The organism is Aeromonas sp. 600724, assembly GCF_049175135.1.
In the GTDB taxonomy this organism is placed as follows: domain Bacteria; phylum Pseudomonadota; class Gammaproteobacteria; order Enterobacterales; family Aeromonadaceae; genus Aeromonas; species Aeromonas veronii_A.
Genome location: NZ_JAAKUM010000016.1, coordinates 118,919 through 141,945 on the forward strand (window position 1 = coordinate 118,919; position 23,027 = coordinate 141,945).

At 59.5% G+C, this 23,027-nt stretch carries 24 protein-coding genes; 8 read left to right on the forward strand and 16 right to left on the reverse strand.

The annotated features are described in order from the left end of the window. Positions 1–7: 7 nt before the first annotated feature. The 4 genes from phoB to G5168_RS15775 all read right to left on the reverse strand — a co-directional run bounded on the left by phoB (position 8) and on the right by G5168_RS15775 (position 3,490). Positions 8–697, reverse strand: coding sequence for a phosphate regulon transcriptional regulator PhoB (gene phoB / locus G5168_RS15760; protein ID WP_026457670.1), 690 nt, complete (start codon positions 695–697; stop codon positions 8–10). A 101-nt stretch (positions 698–798) separates the two neighbouring features. Next, the gene (locus tag G5168_RS15765) at positions 799–1,212 is read right to left on the reverse strand and encodes a VOC family protein (RefSeq protein WP_167572379.1); all 414 of its coding nucleotides are present in this window, start codon (positions 1,210–1,212) and stop codon (positions 799–801) included. A 35-nt stretch (positions 1,213–1,247) separates the two neighbouring features. After that, a complete protein-coding gene (locus G5168_RS15770) occupies positions 1,248–2,528 on the reverse strand; it encodes a GGDEF domain-containing protein (RefSeq protein ID WP_167572380.1) in 1,281 nt (426 codons plus the stop codon). Positions 2,529–2,695: 167 nt separating this feature from the next. Beyond that, a complete protein-coding gene (locus G5168_RS15775) occupies positions 2,696–3,490 on the reverse strand; it encodes an AraC family transcriptional regulator (protein WP_167572381.1) in 795 nt (264 codons plus the stop codon). A gap of 233 nt (positions 3,491–3,723) precedes the next feature. On the opposite strand from G5168_RS15775, the gene G5168_RS15780 reads away from it, so the two are divergent. Further along, positions 3,724–4,623: a DMT family transporter gene (locus tag G5168_RS15780; protein ID WP_040066692.1), complete on the forward strand. Its 900-nt coding sequence runs from the start codon at positions 3,724–3,726 to the stop codon at positions 4,621–4,623. Positions 4,624–4,699: 76 nt separating this feature from the next. Here G5168_RS15780 and G5168_RS15785 read toward each other — a convergent pair whose 3' ends face one another. The 5 genes from G5168_RS15785 to G5168_RS15805 all read right to left on the reverse strand — a co-directional run bounded on the left by G5168_RS15785 (position 4,700) and on the right by G5168_RS15805 (position 10,567). Further along, positions 4,700–5,395 (reverse strand): response regulator, encoded by a 696-nt coding sequence (locus tag G5168_RS15785; RefSeq protein ID WP_005338420.1) that lies wholly within the window; start codon positions 5,393–5,395, stop codon positions 4,700–4,702. 3 nt (positions 5,396–5,398) lie between these two features. After that, entirely contained in the window at positions 5,399–6,967 is a 1,569-nt protein-coding gene (locus G5168_RS15790; protein ID WP_021229142.1) for an ATP-binding protein, read from the reverse strand. Between the two features lie 17 nt (positions 6,968–6,984). Then, the gene (locus tag G5168_RS15795) at positions 6,985–8,535 is read right to left on the reverse strand and encodes an NAD-dependent malic enzyme (RefSeq protein ID WP_421252441.1); all 1,551 of its coding nucleotides are present in this window, start codon (positions 8,533–8,535) and stop codon (positions 6,985–6,987) included. 23 nt (positions 8,536–8,558) lie between these two features. Continuing rightward, a complete protein-coding gene (locus G5168_RS15800; protein WP_421252442.1) occupies positions 8,559–9,875 on the reverse strand; it encodes a 2-hydroxycarboxylate transporter family protein in 1,317 nt (438 codons plus the stop codon). 521 nt (positions 9,876–10,396) lie between these two features. Next, positions 10,397–10,567 (reverse strand): hypothetical protein, encoded by a 171-nt coding sequence (locus tag G5168_RS15805; protein WP_088869905.1) that lies wholly within the window; start codon positions 10,565–10,567, stop codon positions 10,397–10,399. A gap of 298 nt (positions 10,568–10,865) precedes the next feature. On the opposite strand from G5168_RS15805, the gene G5168_RS15810 reads away from it, so the two are divergent. From G5168_RS15810 to G5168_RS15830, 5 genes are all read left to right on the forward strand, one after another. After that, positions 10,866–11,378 carry a MarR family transcriptional regulator gene (locus G5168_RS15810; RefSeq protein ID WP_005349886.1) on the forward strand — a complete coding sequence of 171 codons (513 nt, stop codon included), beginning with the start codon at positions 10,866–10,868 and terminating at the stop codon, positions 11,376–11,378. Between the two features lies 1 nt (position 11,379). After that, on the forward strand, positions 11,380–12,435 hold the full coding sequence (locus G5168_RS15815) for an HlyD family secretion protein (RefSeq protein WP_421206199.1): 1,056 nt from the start codon (positions 11,380–11,382) through the stop codon (positions 12,433–12,435). Further along, on the forward strand, positions 12,425–13,522 hold the full coding sequence (locus tag G5168_RS15820) for a DUF2955 domain-containing protein (RefSeq protein ID WP_216951842.1): 1,098 nt from the start codon (positions 12,425–12,427) through the stop codon (positions 13,520–13,522). Before G5168_RS15815 ends, G5168_RS15820 begins: the two co-directional genes overlap by 11 nt. A 159-nt stretch (positions 13,523–13,681) precedes the next feature. Further along, a complete protein-coding gene (locus tag G5168_RS15825; RefSeq protein WP_421206198.1) occupies positions 13,682–14,446 on the forward strand; it encodes a substrate-binding periplasmic protein in 765 nt (254 codons plus the stop codon). Positions 14,447–14,592: 146 nt separating this feature from the next. Beyond that, positions 14,593–14,949, forward strand: a complete 357-nt coding sequence (locus G5168_RS15830; protein WP_201972991.1) for an MliC family protein — start codon at positions 14,593–14,595, stop codon at positions 14,947–14,949. A 56-nt stretch (positions 14,950–15,005) separates the two neighbouring features. On the opposite strand, the gene G5168_RS15835 is transcribed toward G5168_RS15830, so the two are convergent. The 4 genes from G5168_RS15835 to nrdD all read right to left on the reverse strand — a co-directional run bounded on the left by G5168_RS15835 (position 15,006) and on the right by nrdD (position 18,538). Then, positions 15,006–15,398, reverse strand: coding sequence for a TonB family protein (locus tag G5168_RS15835; protein WP_108542479.1), 393 nt, complete (start codon positions 15,396–15,398; stop codon positions 15,006–15,008). Between the two features lie 177 nt (positions 15,399–15,575). Next, positions 15,576–15,746: a YqaE/Pmp3 family membrane protein gene (locus tag G5168_RS15840; protein ID WP_005338440.1), complete on the reverse strand. Its 171-nt coding sequence runs from the start codon at positions 15,744–15,746 to the stop codon at positions 15,576–15,578. A 64-nt stretch (positions 15,747–15,810) separates the two neighbouring features. After that, on the reverse strand, positions 15,811–16,320 hold the full coding sequence (gene nrdG / locus G5168_RS15845; protein WP_421252443.1) for an anaerobic ribonucleoside-triphosphate reductase-activating protein: 510 nt from the start codon (positions 16,318–16,320) through the stop codon (positions 15,811–15,813). Between the two features lie 100 nt (positions 16,321–16,420). Beyond that, positions 16,421–18,538 carry an anaerobic ribonucleoside-triphosphate reductase gene (gene nrdD, locus G5168_RS15850; protein ID WP_374995061.1) on the reverse strand — a complete coding sequence of 706 codons (2,118 nt, stop codon included), beginning with the start codon at positions 18,536–18,538 and terminating at the stop codon, positions 16,421–16,423. A gap of 445 nt (positions 18,539–18,983) precedes the next feature. Between nrdD and G5168_RS15855 the strand changes: the two genes are divergently transcribed. Continuing rightward, on the forward strand, positions 18,984–19,958 hold the full coding sequence (locus G5168_RS15855; protein WP_266134093.1) for an ABC transporter substrate-binding protein: 975 nt from the start codon (positions 18,984–18,986) through the stop codon (positions 19,956–19,958). Between the two features lie 73 nt (positions 19,959–20,031). On the opposite strand, the gene G5168_RS15860 is transcribed toward G5168_RS15855, so the two are convergent. The 3 genes from G5168_RS15860 to G5168_RS15870 form a co-directional block, all read right to left on the reverse strand. Further along, a complete protein-coding gene (locus tag G5168_RS15860) occupies positions 20,032–20,583 on the reverse strand; it encodes a hemerythrin domain-containing protein (protein WP_216951846.1) in 552 nt (183 codons plus the stop codon). Between the two features lie 72 nt (positions 20,584–20,655). Beyond that, positions 20,656–21,333, reverse strand: coding sequence for a uracil-DNA glycosylase (ung, locus tag G5168_RS15865; protein ID WP_266134094.1), 678 nt, complete (start codon positions 21,331–21,333; stop codon positions 20,656–20,658). Between the two features lie 69 nt (positions 21,334–21,402). Then, on the reverse strand, positions 21,403–22,125 hold the full coding sequence (locus tag G5168_RS15870; protein WP_421206196.1) for a substrate-binding periplasmic protein: 723 nt from the start codon (positions 22,123–22,125) through the stop codon (positions 21,403–21,405). A 384-nt stretch (positions 22,126–22,509) separates the two neighbouring features. Between G5168_RS15870 and grcA the strand changes: the two genes are divergently transcribed. Continuing rightward, on the forward strand, positions 22,510–22,890 hold the full coding sequence (gene grcA / locus G5168_RS15875; protein WP_005343856.1) for an autonomous glycyl radical cofactor GrcA: 381 nt from the start codon (positions 22,510–22,512) through the stop codon (positions 22,888–22,890). The last annotated feature ends 137 nt before the right edge of the window (positions 22,891–23,027 follow it).

Below are 23,027 nucleotides of genomic sequence, written 5' to 3' on the forward strand. Positions count from 1 at the left end.
ACTGCCTCTAGAGACGGGTTGAGAAGCGGTATCCGGCTCCACGCACCGTCTGGATCAATCTGTCGTGCCCTGTCTCTTCAATCGCCTTGCGCAGGCGCCGAATATGCACATCCACGGTTCTGTCCTCGACGTACACATTGGTACCCCAGACATTGTTGAGCAACTGCTCACGGCTATAGACCCGCTCGGGGTGAGTCATGAAGAAATGCAGCAGCTTGAATTCGGTCGGCCCCATGTCGAGCGCCTTCTCCTCGGCACTGACCCGGTGGGAGACGGGGTCCAGCTTGAGCCCCTGCACCTCGATCACCTCGTCTACCGAGGTGGGGGAGACTCGGCGCATCACCGCATGGAGGCGAGCGGTGAGCTCCTTGGGCGAGAACGGCTTGGTGATATAGTCGTCGGCACCGGCCTCCAGACCACGCACCTTGTCCTCCTCCTCACCGCGGGCGGTGAGCATCACCACCGGGATCTGGCGGGTCACCTCATCCTGCTTGAGCTGTTTGATAAACTGGATGCCACTGCCGCCTGGCATCATCCAGTCCAGCACGATCAGTTCCGGGTAGGGTTCACGCACCTTCGCCAGTCCGTCGGCGAAATCTTCCGCTTCAATCGTCTCATACCCCTTCTGCTCCAGCACGAAACAGAGCATTTCGCGGATCGGTGCTTCGTCCTCGACCACCAGAATTCGCTTAGCCATTCCCTTCTCTCTCCTCTGTGAAGATGGGTGCGCCAATTATTAGAATTTTCTGTGACACTTTTATGACTTTATGACAGGCGGGATGATAAACGTTTTCAGATTCAGTTGGCAGCAGCGCGTTGCAGCAGGTCCCAGCGGTTGCCACTGATATCCTCGAACACTACCACGGTGCCGTAGGACTCCTGTCGAGGCTGTTCACAAAAATGGACACCATACTGCTGCATCCGCCGGTAATCCCGCCAGAAGTCATCGGTCTCGAGGAACAGAAATACCCGTCCGCCACCCTGTTTGCCAATGGCGGCCAGCTGCTCCGGGGTCGCAGCCCGCGCCAGCAGCAACGAGGAACCCGAGCTGCCAGCGGGAGCAACCCGCACCCAGCGTTTGCCCGGTTTGCCCGGTTCGTCGAGCCGGGTATCTTCCAGCAGCGCAAACCCCAGCCCCTCGGTGAAAAAGGCGATAGCCTCGTCATAGTCGGCCACCAGCAGGGTCAGGGCACCAATAGATTGTCTGGTCATCTTGCTCTCGTCTTTAACATGTCATGCTACCGCCCTCAATGCGCCACTACCCGGTTGCGTCCCTGCGTCTTGGCCTGATAGAGCGCCTCGTCGGCACGTTTGAGTACGCATTCCCATGGCTCTCCCCCCCGCTCGGCCACCCCGAACGAAGCGGTCACCCGCAAGGCCAGCGGCCAATGGGGAGATGCCTCCAGCAGGGTACGCAGCCGCTCGGCCAGGATACACGCCCGCAACTCATCGTAATCAAGGCAGACCAACACAAACTCCTCTCCCCCCCAGCGCACCAGATGGCAGAGGGGATCGCAGTGGCGCAGGATCTCGCTGACCAGCAGTTTGAGCACCTCGTCTCCCACCGGATGGCCATGGCTATCGTTGATCTGTTTGAAGTGATCCACATCGATATAGACAAGAGTGCAGGGCTGCTCACCTATCTCGAGCAGCAGTCGCTCACCGCCGAGCCGGTTGAGGGCGCCGGTCAGGGCATCATAACAGGCCTCCTCGCGGGAGCGGCGATTCTCTTCACTCAAGGTCCGGTTGAGCGCCTCGGCCTCCAGTTTGGCCTGATGGGCATGCTGCAAGCGCTGCTTCATCAAAAGGTGGTTGATCAGAAAAACGGTACAACCGTAAAGAAACCAGACAAACAGGATCAGCCGATAGAAGAGGGTGGCATCGAGCCAGCTACCGTGAAACTGCAGCGCTTCGATCACCACGCCATGCTTACCGGGCGGCATATCTGAACCAGCCATAACCTCTATGGCATAAACCCGATCCAGATTGGCCCCCTGCTGCTGCAACGGCACATTGTAACGGGTGATCCACCAGGTCGCCGGGGTAAACACATCCAGTGGCACCTCGTGATCCCGGCCGTAATCCGCCGGCCGAAAAATGATCTCGTTGAACTTGGATTGCTCAGGCTCATCAACCCGGTCATAGACCGGATTGTAGTTGCGCAGATACAAGCGCCAATCCTGCTCGCCAGCCCCGGTTACGCTCAAACGGATATGAAGTGTGCCAAAACGGGTCAGATTAATCCCCTTGTCACGGGGGGTCAGGGTGAGGATAAGGCCGCAACTTGGGTAGCTGGCCGGATTGGCGGTTAACGTACAGACCACTCCGGGATGATCATCCGCCGAGGGGTGATAGCGCACCGCCCCCGGCCCAGCATCCCGTGGCTGCTGCACTGTGATGGAGAGCGGCCACTCCTTGATATCGAGAACTCGCTCTGGCCCGAACTCGAACAGCAGGATGGCACAACCGGTGAGCGCCAGCAGATACCAGAATAGTGACTCGGCCAAACGGGAACCGGACGCGATCATGCTTACCCTAACCCCTGAATATGAAGGCACAGCCATTCACTCCGGCAGACAACCGATCGTTGCTGCCAGATGGCCCATGATAACAGGGCTCTATGATAATCCCTGTAACGACAAGAAACAGGCTACTTATCATGGCATTCACACTGCATCGCTCCCGTTTTTTCCCATTAGAACCCCCGTTCTGCCGATTGCTGGCGATAACGCTGGGGTGAACATCCCAGCTCCCGGTTGAACATGGCGATAAAGGCCGAGGTGGAGCCGTAACCGAGCCGCCAGCTGATCTCCTGAATGGGCATGTCGCCCTTGAGCCAGGCCAGCGCCTTGAGCAGCCGCAACCGCGCCCGCCACTGACCGAAGCTCATCCCCAGCTCCCGCAGGCAGCGCCGCGACAAGGTGCGCTCTGTGGTGTGCAGTTGTCCGGCCCACTGGGCCAGAGTACGGGGATCGGCAGGATCGCTGTGCAACACCGCCAGCATGGGAGCCAGCAGCTTGTCCTGACTCATCGGCAGGTAGCTCTCCTGACAACGGGTGCGCGCCAGCCGCTCCACCAGCAACTCGGCCTGACGCTGATCCCACTCATCCGCCATATGGCTCACCCGCCGTTCGCAAAAGTCGCTCAGCAGGGCGCGAATAAGTGGGGTTAGCAGCAGCAATCTGGGCTCTGGCGGCAGCTTGGCCGCCAGCTCGTGGCTGACGTAGATGGAGGTGTAGTCGAGGGTCTGCTCGTTGTAAGAGGTGTGGTCGAGATCCGCCGGTACCCAGATCAGGTAGTCGGCAGGGGCCACCAGTCGCTGATCCCCCAGCTCTATCTCCATGATCCCCAGGCTGATCATGTTGAGCTGGCCCCAGGGGTGGGAGTGCAGCACGGTCGCGCTGTCGGCCAACATCTGCTGGTAACTGAAAAAGAGCGGATTGGGAGCGGGCAGAACGACATCTACCGGCTGAAAGTGGTGAGTGGCCATCAGCGCCCCTTGTCAGCGAGAGAGAGGAGCAGGCGTGATGCAACGCCCTGTTGGCTCGGTCTCCGGCACAGGTCAAAAGCAGCCATCAGTTGCGGGCAGACGCAGCCCGTGTGGGCCGGAATAAGGTGCATCAGAAAGAGTTGTCTTTTCTGCTGGGTCATCTGTCTGTTTTACGCTACTTGATAATATAAAGACAAGGGTAGACTTGGCCCCCTGTTAATAAGGAGCCTCTGATGCGAATCTTTTCCCCTCTTCTCTTTCCGCTGATGGCGGTGCTGATCTGGGCTACCAATACCGTGGTGTCCAAGGCGGCCGCCAGTGTGCTCGACCCCGCGGCTATCTCCTTCTATCGCTGGGTGATCGCCGCTCTGGCGCTGACCCCCTTCTGCCTGCCGCAGCTGTGGCGCCGCCGTAGCGAGGTTCGCCCCTGGCTCGGCAAGCTGCTGGTGCTGGCGGCGCTCGGTATGGTGCTCTACCAGTGCCTCGCTTACTACGCTGCTCACAGCACTTCGGCCACCAATATGGGGGTGATCGGCTCCCTCATTCCACTGCTCACCCTGCTGCAAGGGGCGCTCTTCTTCGGCCAGCGTCCCGGCAAACAGGCACTGCTCGGCATGAGTCTCTCCCTGTTCGGGGTGCTCTGGCTGCTTGGCAAGGGCGAACCGCTTGCCCTGCTCCATAACGGCATCAACCCGGGGGATGGCATGATGCTGCTGGGGTCCGCCAGCTACGCCCTTTACGGCCTCTTGATCCGCCGCTGGCACCTGCCGTTTGGCCCCTGGCTAAACCTCTACATGCAGATCCTGCTGGCGGTACTGTTGCTGGTGCCACTCGCCCTCAGCGCCGACTCGATGGCGGTACCGGCCGAAGGGTGGGGACTGGTGCTCTTCGCCGGGCTCGCCTCCTCCCTGCTGGCGGCTTACTGCTGGATGCGCGGCCTCGCCTGCATGGGGGCAGAGCGCACCTCGGTCTTTATGAACCTGATGCCGCTCTGTACGGCGCTGATCGCCGTCGTCGGCCTGGGCGAGCCAATCCACGGCTATCACCTGCTGGGTGGCGGGCTGATCCTGGGCGGGGTGATGGCCTCCCAGCTGAAGGGGCGTGCGCCGGTAGCCGAACGGGAAGCCGCCTGAGAACCAACATCGTCCGGAAACAACAAGGGAGCCCATGGCTCCCTTGTTGTTTCTGCAATGTGCACCAGTGCGCATCTCAACCGGCCCGGCGCCAGCGGTAGCGCCGCTCCGGTCGCCCCCGCTGACCGTAGTTGAGATCTACATCCACCCGATCTTCCGACTCCAGATATTCCAGATAGCGGCGCGCCGTGGTGCGGCTGAGGGAGAGTCGCAGCGCCACCGTGTCGGTGGAGAAGACGTTCTCCGGCTCGCCCGCCAGCAGATCCAGCACCTGACGCAGGGTGATGCTGTCGATCCCCTTGGGGGTGACGCGCATCTCCTTGATCTGGGAGCGCCCCCCCTTGCCCAGCAACTTATCGAGATCTTCCTGCTCCAGCCGACCCCGCTCGCAGAGGCGGCTGTGCAGTTGCAGGATCTCGTCCAGACTCTGCTGGATGCGAAACAGCCGCAATGGTTTGATGACGTAGTCATGAACCCCCAGATTGAGGGCCTGCTGGATGGTCTCCACATCCCGCGAGGCGGTCACCATGATGACATAGGCTTCGCGGTTGTGGCTGCGCAGGCGGCTCACCCACTCAAGGCCGGAACCATCGGGCAGGGAGACATCCACCAGCAGCAGCTGGGGCACCACACCGGCCATCATGGCATCGGCTTGGGCCAGGGTGCCGGCCCGCCCCAGCAGGGAGAAACCGGGTGTCGCCGCCACCAGTTCTGACAAGATGGCACCGATCCGATCGTCATCTTCAATAACAAGCGTGATTATTGGGTCCATGGCTCACATTAATTGGTTTTTATTCAAGTAGATACCAAACAGGGTGGTCTGCTCGGCGGTTCGCCGCCATTCTATCACACCCTCGTGCCGACCCACGGTCTCCTTGACCAGGAACAGACCCACCCCGTGATCGCCGCTCTGGCGACTCACCCCGTAATCGAACAGGTGATCGGCCAGCTCCTCGTCGACCCCCTCACCGCTATCCTCCACCTCGATCACCAGTCGCCGCCCCACATCGCACAGGGACAGCAGCACCCGGGGCGGCCGCTGCTGGCGGTTGCGCCAGGCCGCCTGCAGGCCGTTGTCCAGCAGGTTGCCAATGAGGGTAATGAGATCGGCCGAGACCGAGGCCGGATACTCCGCCAGCGCCGAATCGGGATCGAGCTCCAGGGTCACCCCCAGCTCGCGGGCCCGGCTGAACTTGCCGAGAATAAGCCCCGCCACCGGCTTGTTGTCGATCAGCCGCAGCAGCTCCTGCAGCATGGTCTGGCACGCTTCGTTCTCCTGCTGGATCAGCTCCACCGCCTGATCCACATGGCCCAGCTGCAACAGGCCGGAGAGGCTGCTCAGCTTGTTGGCGAACTCGTGGCTCTGCATCCGCAGCATCTCGGCATACTGGCGCAAGTGGGTCACCTGCACCCCCAGACTGGCAGCTACCTCCGGACGGCTGAAGATCAGCAGCCGCCCCGGCGCCTTGCCCTGCACCGCCTGCCAGCGACCGACAAAGGACTCCCCCTGAATGGTGAAGCTCACTTCCCCACCCTCCTGCTCCAGACAGGGGGCAAGGGGCGGCACCAGCTCCGCCAGCGACTGCCCCTGCAGGGCATGGCGCCCGGTAACCGGCAGCCGCAGCTGATAGCTGGCGGTGCTGTTGATCATGTTGATGTTGCCGCGGCCATCGAGGGCAATCACCCCTTCGGTAATGTGCTCCAGCACCAGATCCTGCAGGGTGAAACGGCGCACGATCGCCTCCGGCTCCAGATCGAGCAGGGTCTTGCGTAGCAGGTATTGCACCCAGAGTGCCAGCAGCAGACCACACCCCAGCACTGCAACGATGGCGCTGATGAGCAGGGCCACCCGCTCCATATAGATTCCCTCCACCTGCTGCATCAGGTAGCCCACCACCACGGCCCCCATGACGCGCCCATCCCCGCCCACCACCGGGGAAAAGCAGCGGATCGCCGGTCCCATGGTGCCCCGATCCTTGGAGCAGTAGCTGCGCCGCTCCTGCAGCGCGGGCCAGATATCCTCGCCGCGAAACTTCTGCCCCACCAGCTCGGGGTTGGGGTGGCTGAGGCGGCGACCATGCTCATCGGTCACCACCATATAGGTGGCGTCGGTGCGGTTGCAGACCGCCTCCACGTAGTCGCGCAGGGTAGGATCACTCCCCTGACGCAGAGCCTCGACCACCCGGGTGTCCGCCGCCATCACCCGTGCCAGATCGCTCCCTTTATCCTGCAGATTGCTCTCCAGCAGATGACGGATAAAGAGGGCCAGCAGGCTGCCCAGAATGAGGATCAGCAGCAGGGAGAGCCCAAGAGAGAGGGTGACCAACTGGTGGCGAAGTTTCATGCACATACCTTAAAACGTCAGGACGCTGCCCAATAGTGCGGATGCCACCAGGTCTGGTCAATCAAAGGTGCCGGATCGCCGACAAAATCGGCCAACCCCTCCTCGCGGGCACAGAGTGCCACCGCTCTGGCGACGGCGCGGGCCACCTCTCCCACCTGCTCGATGGGGGGCAACAGCCGACCCGCCACCAGTGGATAGGCGCCAACTGCCCGCACCGCGGCCAGCAACATGCCATCGCTGATGCGGCGCGCCTTGACGGCGCAGGCCCCGAGACCAATCCCCGGGAAGACATAGACGTTGTTGCACTGGGAGACTACCCGCCGCTCCCCCGCCACCGTCACCGGCGCAAAGGGGCTACCGGTGGCCAACAAGGCGCGGCCATCTGTGGCGGCCCACACCTGCTCAGGGGTAGCCTCGGCGCTGCGGGTCGGGTTGGAGAGCGGCAGGATCACCGGCTGATCGCACACCTCCCCCATCGCCTGCAACACCTCGCGGGTAAAGAGGCCCCCCTGACCACTGACGCCAATCAAGACCGCCGGTCGCACCTGGCGGATGGTCTCCAGCAGCGAACTGTTGCCCTCGTTCACGGCGCAAGCAAACGGCTGCTGGGCACGAGTCAGCGTGGAGCGATCGCTGCAGACCACCCCGTCCTGATCAAACAGCCAGACCCCCTCATTGCCACCCGCCAGCTGGGCCAGCATGGCGGCAATGCCACAACCGGCAGAACCGGCACCGACGATCAGCACAGGGGCATCACTGAGGGCGATACCCGACTGTTGCAAACCGGCCAGCACGCAGGCAGAAGCCACTGCCGCCGTGCCCTGAATGTCGTCGTTGAACATGCAGAGCTCGTCCCGATAGCGGGCCAGCAGGTTGGCGGCGTGCTTGCCGGCAAAATCCTCAAACTGCAGCACCACCTGTGGCCAACGCTTGCGAATGGCGGCCACCACCTTGTCCATGAAGTGGTAGTAGCTCTCGCCGTCGATGCGCGGGGATTGCCAGCCGAGGTAGGAGTCATCCTCCAGCAGCTCGGGGTTGTTGGTACCCACATCGACGCAGAGCGGCAGGGTGCGGGCCGGATTGATGCCGCCAGCAGCGGAGTAAAGCGCCAGCTTGCCGATACAGATCCCCATGCCGCCGATACCGAGATCGCCGAGCCCCAGCACCCGCTCGCCATCGGAGATGACGATCACATCCACCTCCTGCTCCACCGACTCGAGGATGTCGTCGAGATCGTCCCTGTCATGCCAGGAGAGATAGAGCCCGTGACTGCGCAGATAGAGATCGCTGTGGCGCTGACACGCCTCCCCCACCACCGGGGTGTAGATGATCGGCAGCAGCTCCGGCAGGTGGTGGCGCACCAGATCGTAGAACAGCACCGGGTTGTCCTCCTGCAGCTGGCGCAGCAGAAGATGCTGGTCAAACGGACTCTGCATGGCACTGACCAATCGGTAGATCCGGCGCCGCTGCTGGGAGAGGGACTCCTCCTTATGCGGCATGCGACCCCGCACGCCCTGACGCTTGCGCTCGGCATAGGGCAGGCTGGTGCCCATCATGATGTCGTTCATTTTGTTTGTTCCTCAATCCGGTATCAGGCGAGCAGGGAGATAAGGGCGGTGGCCAAGATCAGCATCACGGCGCCGCCGAGACGGGAGGAGATCTGGGCAAAGGGCATCAGCTTCATGCGCTGGGCCGCCGAGAGCACGGCTACGTCGCCGGTGCCACCCATGTTGGCCATACAAAGTCCGCCGGTGATGGCCGCCTCGATGGGATAGAAACCGATCATCCGGCCCACCAGCGCCGCGCCGAGGGCGCCACCGATTACGGTGACCATGACCAGCACGAAGTAGCTGACGGAGAAGGCACTGATCAGCTCGGGAATACTGGTATAGGCGACGCCGATCCCCACCAGCAGCGAGGGGGTGAGGTTGCTCACCACAAACTGGTACCAGTCGGCCGCCGCCTGCTCATAACGACGCGGCAGCACGCCGCTCACCTTGATAAAGGCGACCGCCAAAATCATCAGGGCGAAGGGGTGCATGGGGATAAAGTTGCCAAGCAGGGAACCCAGCACAAACATGCTGGAGCTGATGAAAAGGCCCATACCCAGACTCTGCAGGGTCGGCGCTTCGGCCTGCTCGTCAGCAATGCTCTGGCTATTCTCTTTGACCATCAGCTTGCCGTTGCCGGTCAGGGAGGGGTAACGGCGACCGAGCCGCGCCAGCAGGGAGCCCACCAGAATGGCCAGGGTATTGGCGATCACCACCGCCGGTACCATGCGCGACAAGAGATCCGCACTGGACATCTGCATCGGGCCGGAGAGGATCTCCACCAACGGCACCGCACCGGCGCCCATGCCACCGCCCATGATGGGCAGGCCGATCAGCAGCACGGCATTCTTGAAGCCATATCCCATCAGGGAGCCGACCAGCCCCACACTCAGCAGTGCCAGTGCGACGCCACCAAGAATAACCGGCAGGTAGCGCATGGCGGCATTTTTCAGCAGCGCGCCGCTCATGCCGAACACCGAACCGGTCACCAGACTGGCGATAAAGAAGTTGAGAAAGCCCCCCTCCTTCATGAAGTTGGTGATGACCTGCCCCGCCTGCACCGGCAGCAACTGATATTCAAACAGGGCGGCACCGCCGAAGATGGCGAGGATGGTGCCGCCCCCCAGGTATTCGCGGATCGGCATGATCCGCTCACCCAGCTCGGTCAGCAGGGTGCCCAGCACGAACATCAGCGCCAACGCACCGACCATGCCCAGCGGCAGCGAGCCATTCCAGCCGGAAAAGAGAACACAGGTCGCCAGCCCCAGAAATATAAAGAGAGGCATACCGGCAATTTGTTGGCCGCCCATAAAGGCGGCCTTTTCTTGTGTGGTTTGTAGGGTAGAGAGGTTTTTCATTGTTATGTACTCTGCGTGTGATTGTGGCCGCTACTTTATTGATCCCCCTCGCCCCTGTCGGTTAGCCAGATTGCAAAGCCATATAAAAACATTAAAAACTTAAACATCATGGTGCCGCCAACGTGCGCAGCACAATAGAACACCAGACATCCGATACCCGACCAAGTCAGGAAATAGGGTGATAAAACGAGCGAGCCCAATGGCGGATATTTGGGTGATCAGCAGTAATAACGATGCGATGATCTCCCCCCTTCGGGGAAATAACAGAGCCAGATGACAAGCTCTGCGACCATTTATCGCCACAGCTCCTGTGAGTGATTATCAGCGGGTAATGTCATCGCCATAACGCGAGTGCCACGGCATGCCACACCAGGGTTTGAGTCGGCGTGCAGGAAGGAAGCACGCACGATGAAAAATGGTGAGGAGAAAGATGCAAAAAGGGGAGATTGAAATAGTGATGAGTCAAGCCAGCGAATACCAGAGCACTGGCTTGAACTCACAAGGATCACACACGGTCAGGTCTATTCTGCCAACAGCAATGGAATATTGGCGGGGTCAAAATCATGACTGATATCGGTACTTCTGATAGCGCCTTCCCGATTCACGCCATGGTGTGACTCTGCACCATATTCTCCATCACTCAACAGCGTTTCAATTGCCAGATACACACATCCACTGTCATATCCATCCACAACCCGTTTCCCCCTTGTTTTATAACCCCATCAATATTAGCGGATAAAAAAAGAGCTGCTCACTGAAGCTGAAAATTTCATGAAAATAATCGCCGGATATCCTCCATTCACGGCACAATATCCGAATCGGCAAGAGAGCCTCGAGTGGATCAGCCCCGAAAATAATATCAGGGGCTCGAATGCTGCTCGCCCTCACCAACGAAAGATCCGACCAGAAACATGATTCACATCACACTATTTACTTAGCCTGCTAAACAAGTATGATAGTTAGCAGGCTAAGTACATTGAGGATGAGAAGATGACGGATCTGGAAAGGTTGCGCGAGCTGTCACTCGCCGAGCAGATAGCGCGGATGCACCGGCTATGGCGTACTGCCGCCGACCTGGAGCTGGCTCCCCTTGGCCTCACCCATCCCCGCTGGACCGCGCTGTGGAAGCTCTCCCGCATGGGGAACCATGTCAGCCAGAAGACCCTGGCCGAAGCCCTCGAAATAGAACTGCCATCCCTGATGCGCACCCTGGGCCAGCTGGAAGAGCAGGGTCTGATTGAGCGCCACTGCTGCAGTCAGGACAAGCGGGCCCGCATCGTCTGCGTGACCCCGGCTGGCCAGACCCTGCTCGATCAGATCGCCGACCGCATCATGAATATCCGCCGGGAGCTGCTGGGGGGCATCGACGAGCAGACCCTGCAGCTGTTTGAAGCCACGGTGCAGCGGATCTCGGCCAACGCCCTCAGCAAAATTGAACAACACCACGACCGACAAGCCGGAGGCGATACAAGCCCTCCCGAGACCGACACAGAGAGAGAATAAGATGACTCCGGATCAACAATTTACCCGCTGGATCAAATGGTCCATGGCGGGCTTTGCCACCTTGTTTGCCTATTTTCTGATAGCCGACCTGCTGATGCCCCTCACCCCTCAGGCGATGGCGACCCGGGTGGTCACCAAGCTGGCCCCCCAGGTGAGCGGCAAGGTGATCGAGGTCGCCGTTCACAACAACCAGCAGGTCAAGAAAGGGGATCTGCTGTTCAGGCTGGATCCGGCCCCTTTTGAACTGGCAGTGGAGCAGGCCCGCCTTGCGCTGGCGCAGGCAGAGCAGCAGAACAGTGAACTGGATGCCGCTCTGACCGCCGCCGTTGCCGAGATCAACGCCAAGGAGACCCTAGCCAGCCAGAAGTGGCGCGAGGCTGAGCGGATCGATGCGCTCTACCAACGTCACATGGTTTCGCTGCAACAAAAAGATGAGGCTGACAGCGCCCTGCGCAGCGCCCAGGCCAACCTGCGCGCCAGTCAGGCCAAACTGGCCCAGATCAAGGCCAGTCGTGGCGTGACCGGTGAGGACAATCTGTTGCTGCGCCAGGCCCGCAACCAGCTGGCGCAAGCGCAGCTGGCCCTCTCTTACAGCCAGGTCCACGCGGATCAGGATGGCACCATCACCAACCTGCAGCTCAAGCCGGGCAGTATCGCCAGCGCGGGCAGCCCGCTGCTGGCGCTGGTGTCGGAACAGGTGGACGTCATTGCCGATTTTCGGGAGAAAAGCCTGCGCCATGTCGGCGCGCAAACCCGCGCACTGGTCGCCTTCGATGGCGAGCCGGGTCAGCTCTATCCTGCCCGGGTGAGCAGTCTGGATGCCGGGGTGAGTGCCGGTCAGTTTGATGCCAATGGTCGACTGGCCGCACCGGTGGAGTCGGATCGCTGGGTGCGGGATGCCCAGCGGATGCGGCTGCACCTCGAGCTGGACCAGCTCCCCGACCATCTGCCAGCCGGGGCGCGGGCCACGGTGCAACTGCTGCCGGACAATGCCCTGACCGCCATGCTGGCACGGGGCCAGATCCACCTGCTCAGCCTGCTCCATTATGTCTACTAACCACGCCACTCACCCGTCGGCCAATACTGCCCCAGCCCACCTCGTCGGTGGTGCTGCCACTCACCTCTGGTATCGGCCCCTCACTGGCAACGAGCTGCGCCAGTGCCTGCGCATCGCTTTTGGCTGCACCACGGGCTTTCTGCTCTGCAAACTGTTTGGCTGGAATTACGGGGTCTTCTATACGGTCACGCCGGTGCTGCTGCTGGGGATGGTGCCTGTAATGAATGGCCATGCCGCACGCCAGCTGATCGCGGCGGCGATGGTCTGTGGGGTGGAGGTCGGGCTGCTGGGGGGGCTGTTTGGCAGCCATCCGGCACTGATGACTCCCATCGCCTTTCTGCTGTTTCTCTACCGTTTCGCCGCCATGTCGCGGGGCAGCCTGTTTCTGTTCGGGGCCAACGGGGTGCTGAGCCTCAGCATCATGCTGCACTTTGCCAGCTATCCGCAGACCGACCTCAACGACCTGATCCTCAACAATATCTGGGCGAGCCTGCTGTCGGTGCTGATCGCCTACCTGATGACCATGCTGATCCCGGATGTGGAGGCCAGACCCAAGCCCGCCTCGGCCCCCAAGGCACCGCACCGGATGCGCCATGAAGCCCTGCTGGGTGCCACTGTGGCCACCCTGTCGTTTCTGGTATTTCAGGTGTTTGACCTGCGCGACTCCATGTCTGCCCAGGCCACAACCCTGCTGGTGCTGTTCCCCATGCACTGGAACGGTGCGCTGAGTTATGCCCGTAAACGGGCGATGGGTACCTTGCTGGGGGTCACCTTCGGCCTGCTCGGCCAACTGCTGCTCTATGACTGGTCAGGGCAACTGCTGCTGGTCGCTCCACTGCTGTGGCTCGGCGCCATGCTGTTCAGCCATGCCCACGTCAAGGAGGCAGGCGGCTCCGGGGTCGGCTTTGGCGCCCTCACCACCCTCGGCATCCTGTTTGGCCAGTACCTCACCCCGGGCAACGATCTGGTGTTCAGCGCCCTCTACCGGGTGAGCAGCATCCTGTTTGCCATCGTGGTCACCCTGCTGGCCTGCTACCTCGTCCACCGGTTGCTCAACCGCTTCGAGGCGACCCGCTTCGGTTATTGATCTCCTGTTGTAAACACTGTTGTCAGCCCATGGATGAGCTCTCTTTCGCCCCGTCGCCTGCCGGGGCGTTTTTTTTGCACCCTTGTCATCCTCCCGTCACCACAAGTCAGCACAGAAGTATGGCTATGCTTGTAAGGCTGCTGTCGATGAGGTGCACCTATGGTTTCATTGTTTAAAAAATGGCTGGTGTGTCTGGTGCTGCTGGCCACCAGCCCGCTCGGGGCCACCCCGCTTGTCATTGGCGCCGAAGATGACTGGGCTCCCTACTGCGAGCGCGGCAAGGACAATGAGGATGGCCAGCCCCGCGGACTGGCGCCTGAGTTGGTCAAGGCGGTGTTCGCCGCCGAAGGGATCGAGATTGTCTTTCGCACCCTCCCCTTCGCCCGCTGCATGCACGATGCAAAAAGCGGCAAACTTGCGGGGTGCTTCAACGCTACCATCACCGAAGATAACCGCTACCAGTACCATTGGCACGATACCCCCATGTTCGAGGAGGATCTTGCCATCTTCGCTCTTGCCAGCGACCCGCAACGGGATCTCAAGCTTACCTCGCTGGAGGGCAAGCGGGTGGGCATCACCCTGGGTTACACCTACCCCACCGATTTTATGGAGAACCCCAGGATCACCCGCTTTCAGGCCAAATCCGATGCCCAGATCCTCGAGATGCTGGTACGTGGCCGGGTCGACTACATCCTGATGAACGGTATGCCGGGCTACCTCAAGATCCAGCAGAAGCAGCTGACCGGCAAGGTGGTCAAGGTTGGCAAGATCTCCACCGATGGCTTCTGGCTCGCTTTCTCCCGCAACACACCGCAAGGGGAAGCGCTGGCCAAGCAGTTCGAGCAGGGATTGCAGAAGATCAAGAACAACGGCACCTATGAGACGCTGATCCGCCAGTTTGAAACCAGACTTGGCCTGCACTGATTGACACTACCTTGCTGATAGCGGCATCCCCCTCATACTCGCGCGGTATGCCGGACAGCCAGCGACGCACCGAATGGCCCCGCTGATTGCACAATAACGGCAACCTGTTAGGCTCACGCCCGTATGACACCAATGGAGCTGTAATCATGAATAAAGCACATATGATGGCCGCTGGTGCGCTGGCCCTCGGCCTGCTCGCTGGCTGCAATCAGGGCAATACCCTCTCAGTCACTGGTGGCGAACCGGTCAGTTACCAGTGCGAGCAGGGCAAGAAGGTGCAGGTGCGCTACTTCTCCCTCTCAGACGAGAGCCTCAACTTTATCAAGCTATCACTGCCGAACGGCAAGGATTACACCCTGCCCCAGGCCATTTCGGCCTCCGGCGCCCGCTATACGGACGAACATGAGGCCGTCTGGTGGAACAAGGGGGATGAGGGCTTTGTCGAGCTTCGGGATCAGGATGGCGAGTGGCAGACCGCCTACAACGACTGCAAACAGCAATAAACGTGACCCCGGCCTGGCCGGGGTCTCTCTTTCTCTGGCATCAGAGTGATGGGGGATCAGTTGATCTCGATCTCGAAGCGGTTGGTCACCTCGACCGGAATGGCATCCGGGTTGCCCTCTGCAGGGCTGTAGCGGATCCGCGAGAGGGTCGCCAGCGCACTCTGCTCCAGCTCGCCGGGGGGCTCGGCCGCTACCACTTCCGGCTTGACCGGCGTGCCGCTGGCGTCGATTTGATAGCGAACTTCCACATACCCCTTGACCGGTTTGGCTGGCAGGGCTGGCTCGTCATTACCAAGCCATGACCACTGCTTCTCCTGAACCCAGTAGCTGGACAACTGCTCGAGAGAGATAGCGATCGGAGCGCGCTCGTGCGCTACCTCCTGACGGGATGAGCACCCCAGCAACAGTGTCACTGCCAGACCTGACCATACTGCGACTTTCCACTTCATGTAACGCTCCTTGTTCTCTGCCGGTACTTATTGCCGGACTGCAGGCCGCTCAACACGCGCCCTTTTGGTCAATCACCCATCCTAACGAAAAAGTATTCGTATGAACATGAACAAAAGGGCCCCCCCCGAGAGGTTGGCCCTTTTATCGTCAATAAGCTCACTAACCATCCGCTGGCATCAGCCGCGCTTGTCGCTCACCACCAGCCAGAGCGCATGGACCATGCCCGGCAGACCGCCCATCAGGGTCAGCACTATGTTGATTAAAAAGTGCAGGCTAAAGCCCACTTGGATAAACGCGCACACCGGGGGCAGGAAAATGGCCAGCAGGATCTTGAGCAGATTGTTCATCTCGGCTCTCCTCTTCATGAATGTCGTCAGGATTGGAATGGGCTAACCATAAACATCCCGGGCTTCAACTGCAAACCAGACAGCGAACTAGCTCACCCGCATCACGCCAGGCGTTGAGGTCGTGGATCTGCTGATTGCTGCTGCCACGCCAGAGCAGGCCGGGGTCTGCCAACTCCTTTTCATACTTGCCATCCACCAGCACATCCAGCAAGGCCACCAGCTCGCGCTGGGCCTCTGACAGTTCGCCGAGCAGATAACCGGTCCAGCACCAGATATCCTTGCCCGGACACTCGGCGCGCACCCGTTTCACCAGCGCCAGCACGTGGGGCACGTTGGCCGGGTGGAGCGGATCGCCGCCAGAGAGCGACAGACCTCGCCGTTTGATGCGGCTGTCGTTGAGATCCGCAATGACGCGATCGCTCATCGCCTCATCGAACGGCTTGCCGCCATCGAGCCGCCAGGTGCTCTGGTTGTAGCAACCCGGGCACTGGTGCTCACAACCTGAGACAAACAGGGTGGCACGGGTGCCGGGGCCATTAATCACATCGACCGGGTAGTATTGGTGGTAGTGCATCGCTTTTTTCCTGCCTCGTTCACGGGAAGGCGGCATGGTTGCCGCCCTCCAATGAAAATGGCCCCTTGAGTCAGGGGCCAGCTCTTCATCGCCTGTGCGCTTACATATGTTTGACGCGGCGCTTCACCTCTTCCTGCTTGCCCGCATTGAAGGGGCGCGCATCCGGGCTGCCGAGGTAGCCGCAGACACGGCGGGTCACCGACACCTTGGCCGGGTCGTGGTTGCCGCAGCGCGGGCAAGTAAAGCCCTTGGAGGTACATTCGAACTCACCGGTGAAGCCGCAGTCGTAGCACTCGTCGATGGGAGTGTTGGTACCGTAGTAGGGCACCTTGTCATAGCTGTAGTCCCAGACGTTCTCCAGCGCTTCCAGATTGTGCTGGATGTTGGGGTACTCGCCGTAGCAGATGAAGCCACCGCTGGCGATGGGCGGATAGGGCGCCTCGAAGTCCAGCTTGTCGTACGGGTTGACCTGCTTCTCCACATCAAGGTGGAAGCTGTTGGTGTAGTAACCCTTGTCGGTCACGCCGGATACCACGCCAAACTCCTTGGCATCGATGCGGCAGAAACGGGTGCAGAGGTTCTCGCTCGGGGTGGAGTAGAGGCTGAAGCCGTAGCCAGTCTCCTCTTTCCACTCATCGATGGCCGCCCTGAGACGGGCGATGATAGCGATGGCCTTCTGTTGCAGCTCGGCGCTGTCAAACAGGTGCACCTTGTCACCAAACAGGGCGTTGATGGTCTCGTGAACCCCGATATAACCGAGGGAAATGGAGGCACGACCGTTCTTGAAGATCTCGCTGACGTTGTCGTCCGCCTTGAGGCGCACGCCGCAAGCCCCTTCCATATAGAGGATCGGTGCAACCCGTGCTTTCACCCCGTCCAGACGGGTGATGCGGTACATCAGCGCCTTCTTGGCGACCCGCAGGGAGGCATCGAGACGATCCCAGAAGTCCGCTTCGTCACGGGATTTCAGCGCAATGCGCGGCAGGTTGAGGCTCACCACCCCCAGGTTGTTGCGACCTTCGTGGATCAGCTCGCCATTCTCCTCGTAGGCGCCGAGGAAGGATCGGCAACCCATGGGAGTCTTGAAGGAGCCGGTCACCTTGACCACCTGGTCGTAGTTGAGGATGTCCGGATACATCCGCTTGGAGGCACACTCCAGCGCCAGCTGCTTGATGTCGTAGTTGGGATCGCCCTGCTTGTGGTTGAGGCCATCCTTGATGGCGAACACCAGTTTCGGGAACACGGCGGTCTTCTTGTTCTTGCCAAGGCCAGCGATGCGGTTCCTGAGGATGGCGCGCTGGATCATCCGCGACTCCCAGCTGTCCCCCAGACCAAAGCCGAAGGTGACGAACGGGGTCTGACCGTTGGCGGTGTGCAGGGTGTTGACCTCGTACTCCAGCGACTGGAAGGCGTCGTAGCACTCTTTCTCGGTGCGGGCCATGGCATAGGCTTCCACATCGGCAATGCCCCACTCTTCGGCCACTTCACGGTGCTTCTGCCAGCTGATGGTCACATAGGGGGCCAGCACTTCATCGATGCGGTTGATGGTGGTGCCACCATAGATGTGGCTCGCCACCTGGGCGATGATCTGGGCGGTCACGGCCGTGGCGGTGCTGATGGATTTCGGGGTATCGATCTCCGCATTGCCCATCTTGAAGCCGTGGGTCAGCATCCCTTTCAGATCGATCAACATGCAGTTGAACATCGGGAAGAAAGGTGAGTAATCGAGATCGTGGAAGTGCAGATCACCGCTCTCGTGGGCCTGAACCACATCACGGGGCAGCATGTGGCTGGTGGCATAGTGCTTGGCGACAATACCGGCCAGCAGGTCGCGCTGGGTCGGGATCACCTTGGAGTCTTTGTTGGCGTTTTCGTTGAGCAGGGCGGCGTTGGTCTGCTCGACCAGACCACGGATCTCCTGCGCCAGACGGCCGCGCGCCTCGCGAGCCTGATCCCTGTCGTGGCGATATTCGATATAGGCACGGGCGATGGCCTTGTCGTCGGAAGCCATCAGGTGGTTTTCGACCCGGTTCTGGATCTCGTGGATATCAACTTCACCACGCCCTTCCAGCTCCTGACTCACTGCATTGGCAATGCGGGAGGCGAGTGCCGGATTGGCCTGATTGACCGCTTCCGCCGCTCGGCTGACCGCATCGCGAATCAGCTGGGCATTGAATGGTGCGCGACATCCGTCACGTTTGATCACAACCGGTTTCATGGATTTTCCCCGTTAAAAGGCCAGGCATTTGCCTCTGGCTCACCCTTGTTGGGCCCCCCTCCCGGCATCTCGTCCTGGACGCAAATAAATTCAGCCGAGGCTTGACAAGCCTGGGCTGAAGATAGGAGGGGAACAGCTTATACACAGCTTAATAACACAACATATAGGGATTAAAAACGAATGCGTCCCTATATGTGGTGTCTATTAGGCACCAAAGCGCAGCCTCATTTCTTGATCCAGAACAGGTTTTTCAGCGAGCGGGACAGTTCACGACCAACCAAAAAAAGACTCAATAAAACCCGATCCCAAGCAGAGTGCGGGCTGGCGTCCGATCCGCTCAACCGAAAAAAAATCGCGCCCTGCCATACCGGTTTCGAGATGACAGTAACGGCAAACACTGCCCATACTGAGCATGCATACACTATCACTCGACAGGGGCCTTCCCATGCGCACCTCCCTGCTGTTGCTACTGCTCTCCACCCTCTCCCTGCCGCTCTGGGCCGCAAACATTCTGGTGATCAGCAGCTACCATCCCGAATACCTTTGGGACCAGAGCTACAACGAAGGTTTGCGCAAAGGGTTGCAGGGGGAGCACAAGATCTCTCACTTCTATATGGACACCAAACGCCATCCACGGGAGGCGTTCGACGACATCGCTCAACGGGCTATCGCTTTTTATCTCAAGAGCAAACCGGATCTGGTGGTGCTGGGGGATGACAATGCCATCAACTATCTGGCCAACGAGATCGCCTCGCTGGGTACCCCGGTGGTCTTTCTCGGCATGAACGAAAACCCCCGCCTCAAGGGCTTTGTCGGCCACCCCAAGATCACCGGGGTGCTGGAACGCCCCCTGCTCAAGCGCAACATCAGCGAAATAAGCCAGATGATGGGGGGGCTCGACAAGGCGCTGGTACTGTTTGATTCCAGCAATGTGGCCCTCACCGCTATCGAGGATGAATTCAAGACCCAGACCGAATTGCGAGTCGGCCAGACCCGGGTCAACAGCCAGCTGATGGGCGACTACAGCCTCTGGCAGGAGGCGGTGCTCAACGCCAAGAAGAATGGCTATCAGGCAATCTTCCTCGGCCTCTACCACACGCTGGTCGATGATAATGGCAAGCATGTGAGCGAACAGACTGTGCTGGAGTGGACCAGCGCCAACACGCCGGTGCCGCTCTTCTGTTTCTGGGAGTTTACCGTCGGCAAGGGGATGGCCATCGGCGGGCTGGTACTGGACGGCCACGATCAGGGGTTGCAGGCAGCGTCCCTTATCAACACCATACTGGCGGGCACCCTGCCCCGTACTATCTCCCCGCGAGCGGCCCTGCGCGGCGAATATGTCTTCAGCAAGAGCGAGCTGGCCCGCTGGCAGCTCACTGTGCCCGACAAATGGCACAACAAGATCATGTGGCGTGAGTAACAATAAGTAACCCGGCACATTGGCCGGGTAACACCTGCACAGTCAGATGACTGATGACCGAAAGCCGCGTGCGTCAGCTGGCAGCAAAAGGCAGGGAGAGGCGCTTGGCAAGCGCCTGGAAGTGCTGGCTGATCTCGGCACCAAACAGAGGATCACCGATAGCTCGGTTCTGCCAGTTTTGCTCCAGATGACGCCAGTCATCCTCGGTCAGGGAGTCACGCAGATGGGGGAAGATCACCCCCTCTTCGTAGTTCATGTGTGCCTCTTGCAGCTCCACGAAGCGCTCCAGCTTGGCGGTGAACTGATCGAGCGGGATCACCGCATCCATCAGGATCATCTCCACCATCTCCTTGAGCTCGGTCCCTGCCTCCAGCAACTTGAGATGCTCTTCATGCAAGCGGTTCGCGACATCCCCCTCCACCACCCGGTATTTCAGGTAGTAGTCATAGACAAGATCTTCCTTGGGGTGGTGATACTTGTCAGAGACCTCCCGCAGATAATCGATGACATCGCGCACCAGAAAATAGCTGATGGGTTGCTCGGCACGAATGGCGGCCAGCTTCTGCTTCAGCAGATCCAGCAGTCGGGCGATATTGAGGTGATCCTTGTGCAGACTCGATAACATGGGCACTCCTTGGCGCTGAAATAAAATGTTACTTTCCTGAGTATACGGTCATTTGTCGCCCAAACTTTGCACTCAATCAAGTGGTTGGCAGACAGATTGCCATTCGATCGGGCTTTTACCCTGCAATTCCAGCAGGCGGTTGGTCTCGGAAAAGTGGCCGCAACCGATAAAACCACGGTGGGCAGAAAGGGGGCTGGGATGGGGTGCCGTCAACACGTGGTGGCGTTGCCGGTCGATAAAACGCCCTTTCTTCTGGGCATGGGAGCCCCACAACAGAAATACCACCCCCTGACAACTGGCATTGATCTGCTCAATGACCCGATCGGTGAAGGTTTCCCACCCCAGATGGGCATGAGAGTGTGCCTGACCGGCCTGCACTGTCAGCACTGTGTTGAGCAGCAGAACCCCCTGTCTGGCCCAGGACTCCAGAAAACCGTGATTGGGTGTGACGAAACCAGGCAGATCCCGCTGCATCTCCTTATAGATGTTGACCAGTGAGGGGGGGGTACGCACCCCGGGCAGGACGGAGAAGCAGAGACCATGTGCCTGATTCGGGCCATGGTAGGGATCCTGTCCCAGGATCACCACCTTGACCTGATCCAGTTCGGTCAGTTTGAAAGCATTGAACACATCGGCCGCGGGGGGGTAGATCACCTTGCCCGCTTCCCGCTCTGCCCTGACGGTCGCCAGCGTACACTTGAAATAGTCCTGCTCTTTTTCAGAGCCAATCACATCACTCCAGGTCAGCACCCCGGCCTCCTCACTTGATACGGCGAAGGAGTCAGGATAGGGGGGCAGCCCGCAAGACGCAACCGTGACTCACACTTTCCAGAGCCTGGCGAGCCGGCCGGAGCGCTCCAGTTTGTGCAGACCGGCGTTAAACAGCAACATCAAGCGGCGGGCATCGGGATCGGCCTTGCGCATCAGCAGATAGCCCGGCTGGGACCAGATGGGATCGGGGGCACCACTCAATGCTGCCGCTTGGGGATGACGAGAGAGAACCTGCTGAAACAGAACCTGTGCCACCTGTTCATCCATGACCAGATAACGAATGCGTCCGGTGAGCAGTTTCTCCATGCTCTCCTCATCGGAGTCGGACCACTCAAGAGACAGCTCGGATTGCCTTGCTGCAAACCCTTCACCATAAAAATAGCCACGGGTAACCCCGACAGGCTCGTTTTTCAGCTCACCCAAACTGACCAATGGCGAACCATTAAGTGCAAGCAGACGGGTCGTAAATTTGCCCAGCGATGCAGAGAGATAGAAGTGCTGCTCGCGCTCGCGAGAGCGAAACCAGGGCATGGTAATCATATAACGCCCTTCAAGAGTCAGGCTGTATGCCTCAGACCAGGGGTAGAAATGAAAGCTGACATCGACCCCCTGCTCGGCAAAGGCCTCACGTACCACCTGACAGAGAAACCCCTGATTGGGCAGCGACTCACTGATATAAGGCGGCCATTCGCCCACCGCTATGCGTACTGTTTCGGCCCGGACCACAGCTGTGATTGCCCAGCAACAGAACAGGGCCAACCATCCCCACATTCGCCACCTGATATTCACCCGACACTCTCCTTGCTTTCTGCTGAGTGTAGCCAACTCCTCAATCCACCACAGAAAAGCCGAAAAAGATGTAGTTAAATTACTAGATTAAAAAGATAAAAGATGCATAATTTTGATATCTTACAAAATCAGAAAAATGACCTATTTTTGATTCAACTCAAGAATTTAATCCCATTCAAATGGCGCTTTATTGATTTTTATTGATCTAGATCAATTTTAGTAATATTACCAACATGGTATATATGACCTCATCAAAGCAAAGGTGTAAGGCAAGGGCCCTTTAAGCCACCACAATTAACGGTAGCTTAAATACATCAGGGTAATTTCCTTACAGTTGGATTCGCGTTCCCATTGAGGAGTCATACCATGATCAAAGGCATTCAAATCACCCAGGCTGCCAACACCGCCCTGCTGAACTCTTTCTGGCTGCTGGACGAAGAGAAGCAACAGGCTCGCTGCATCTGTGTCAAAGGCGATGCCTTTGCTGCCGATCAGGAAGTCGCACTCTCTGATCTGGGTCAGTTCGAATACCGCGAACTGCCTGTTCAGGCCGAACCGGCTGTTGAAGGTGGTCAGCACCTGAACGTCAACGTGCTGCGTCGCGAAACCCTGGAAGATGCTATCGAGAATCCGGAGAAGTACCCGCAGCTGACCATCCGCGTATCTGGCTACGCAGTGCGTTTCAACGCCCTGACCCCGGAACAGCAGCGTGACGTGGTTACCCGTACTTTCACCCAGAGCCTGTAATCAGCGTCCTGCAGTGAACCGCTGATACTTGCTGTATCAGCACAAAAAACGGCCTGTCGGCCGTTTTTTTATACGTGCTTTCACTGGGCAAGCGCAAAAAACAAGGCCTCGCATTGCGAGGCCTTGTGATAAGTGCT

Excerpts from the sequence above, each read along its gene's own strand:
- phoB (WP_026457670.1), bottom strand. The coding sequence starts at position 697 with ATGGCTAAGCGAATTCTGGTGGTCGAGGACGAAGCACCGATCCGCGAA.
- G5168_RS15765 (WP_167572379.1), bottom strand. The coding sequence starts at position 1,212 with ATGACCAGACAATCTATTGGTGCCCTGACCCTGCTGGTGGCCGACTAT.
- G5168_RS15770 (WP_167572380.1), bottom strand. The coding sequence starts at position 2,528 with ATGATCGCGTCCGGTTCCCGTTTGGCCGAGTCACTATTCTGGTATCTG.
- G5168_RS15775 (WP_167572381.1), bottom strand. The coding sequence starts at position 3,490 with ATGGCCACTCACCACTTTCAGCCGGTAGATGTCGTTCTGCCCGCTCCC.
- G5168_RS15780 (WP_040066692.1), top strand. The coding sequence starts at position 3,724 with ATGCGAATCTTTTCCCCTCTTCTCTTTCCGCTGATGGCGGTGCTGATC.
- G5168_RS15785 (WP_005338420.1), bottom strand. The coding sequence starts at position 5,395 with ATGGACCCAATAATCACGCTTGTTATTGAAGATGACGATCGGATCGGT.
- G5168_RS15790 (WP_021229142.1), bottom strand. The coding sequence starts at position 6,967 with ATGAAACTTCGCCACCAGTTGGTCACCCTCTCTCTTGGGCTCTCCCTG.
- G5168_RS15795 (WP_421252441.1), bottom strand. The coding sequence starts at position 8,535 with ATGAACGACATCATGATGGGCACCAGCCTGCCCTATGCCGAGCGCAAG.
- G5168_RS15800 (WP_421252442.1), bottom strand. The coding sequence starts at position 9,875 with ATGAAAAACCTCTCTACCCTACAAACCACACAAGAAAAGGCCGCCTTT.
- G5168_RS15810 (WP_005349886.1), top strand. The coding sequence starts at position 10,866 with ATGACGGATCTGGAAAGGTTGCGCGAGCTGTCACTCGCCGAGCAGATA.
- G5168_RS15815 (WP_421206199.1), top strand. The coding sequence starts at position 11,380 with ATGACTCCGGATCAACAATTTACCCGCTGGATCAAATGGTCCATGGCG.
- G5168_RS15820 (WP_216951842.1), top strand. The coding sequence starts at position 12,425 with ATGTCTACTAACCACGCCACTCACCCGTCGGCCAATACTGCCCCAGCC.
- G5168_RS15825 (WP_421206198.1), top strand. The coding sequence starts at position 13,682 with ATGGTTTCATTGTTTAAAAAATGGCTGGTGTGTCTGGTGCTGCTGGCC.
- G5168_RS15830 (WP_201972991.1), top strand. The coding sequence starts at position 14,593 with ATGAATAAAGCACATATGATGGCCGCTGGTGCGCTGGCCCTCGGCCTG.
- G5168_RS15835 (WP_108542479.1), bottom strand. The coding sequence starts at position 15,398 with ATGAAGTGGAAAGTCGCAGTATGGTCAGGTCTGGCAGTGACACTGTTG.
- G5168_RS15840 (WP_005338440.1), bottom strand. The coding sequence starts at position 15,746 with ATGAACAATCTGCTCAAGATCCTGCTGGCCATTTTCCTGCCCCCGGTG.
- nrdG (WP_421252443.1), bottom strand. The coding sequence starts at position 16,320 with ATGCACTACCACCAATACTACCCGGTCGATGTGATTAATGGCCCCGGC.
- nrdD (WP_374995061.1), bottom strand. The coding sequence starts at position 18,538 with ATGAAACCGGTTGTGATCAAACGTGACGGATGTCGCGCACCATTCAAT.
- G5168_RS15855 (WP_266134093.1), top strand. The coding sequence starts at position 18,984 with ATGCGCACCTCCCTGCTGTTGCTACTGCTCTCCACCCTCTCCCTGCCG.
- G5168_RS15860 (WP_216951846.1), bottom strand. The coding sequence starts at position 20,583 with ATGTTATCGAGTCTGCACAAGGATCACCTCAATATCGCCCGACTGCTG.
- G5168_RS15870 (WP_421206196.1), bottom strand. The coding sequence starts at position 22,125 with ATGTGGGGATGGTTGGCCCTGTTCTGTTGCTGGGCAATCACAGCTGTG.
- grcA (WP_005343856.1), top strand. The coding sequence starts at position 22,510 with ATGATCAAAGGCATTCAAATCACCCAGGCTGCCAACACCGCCCTGCTG.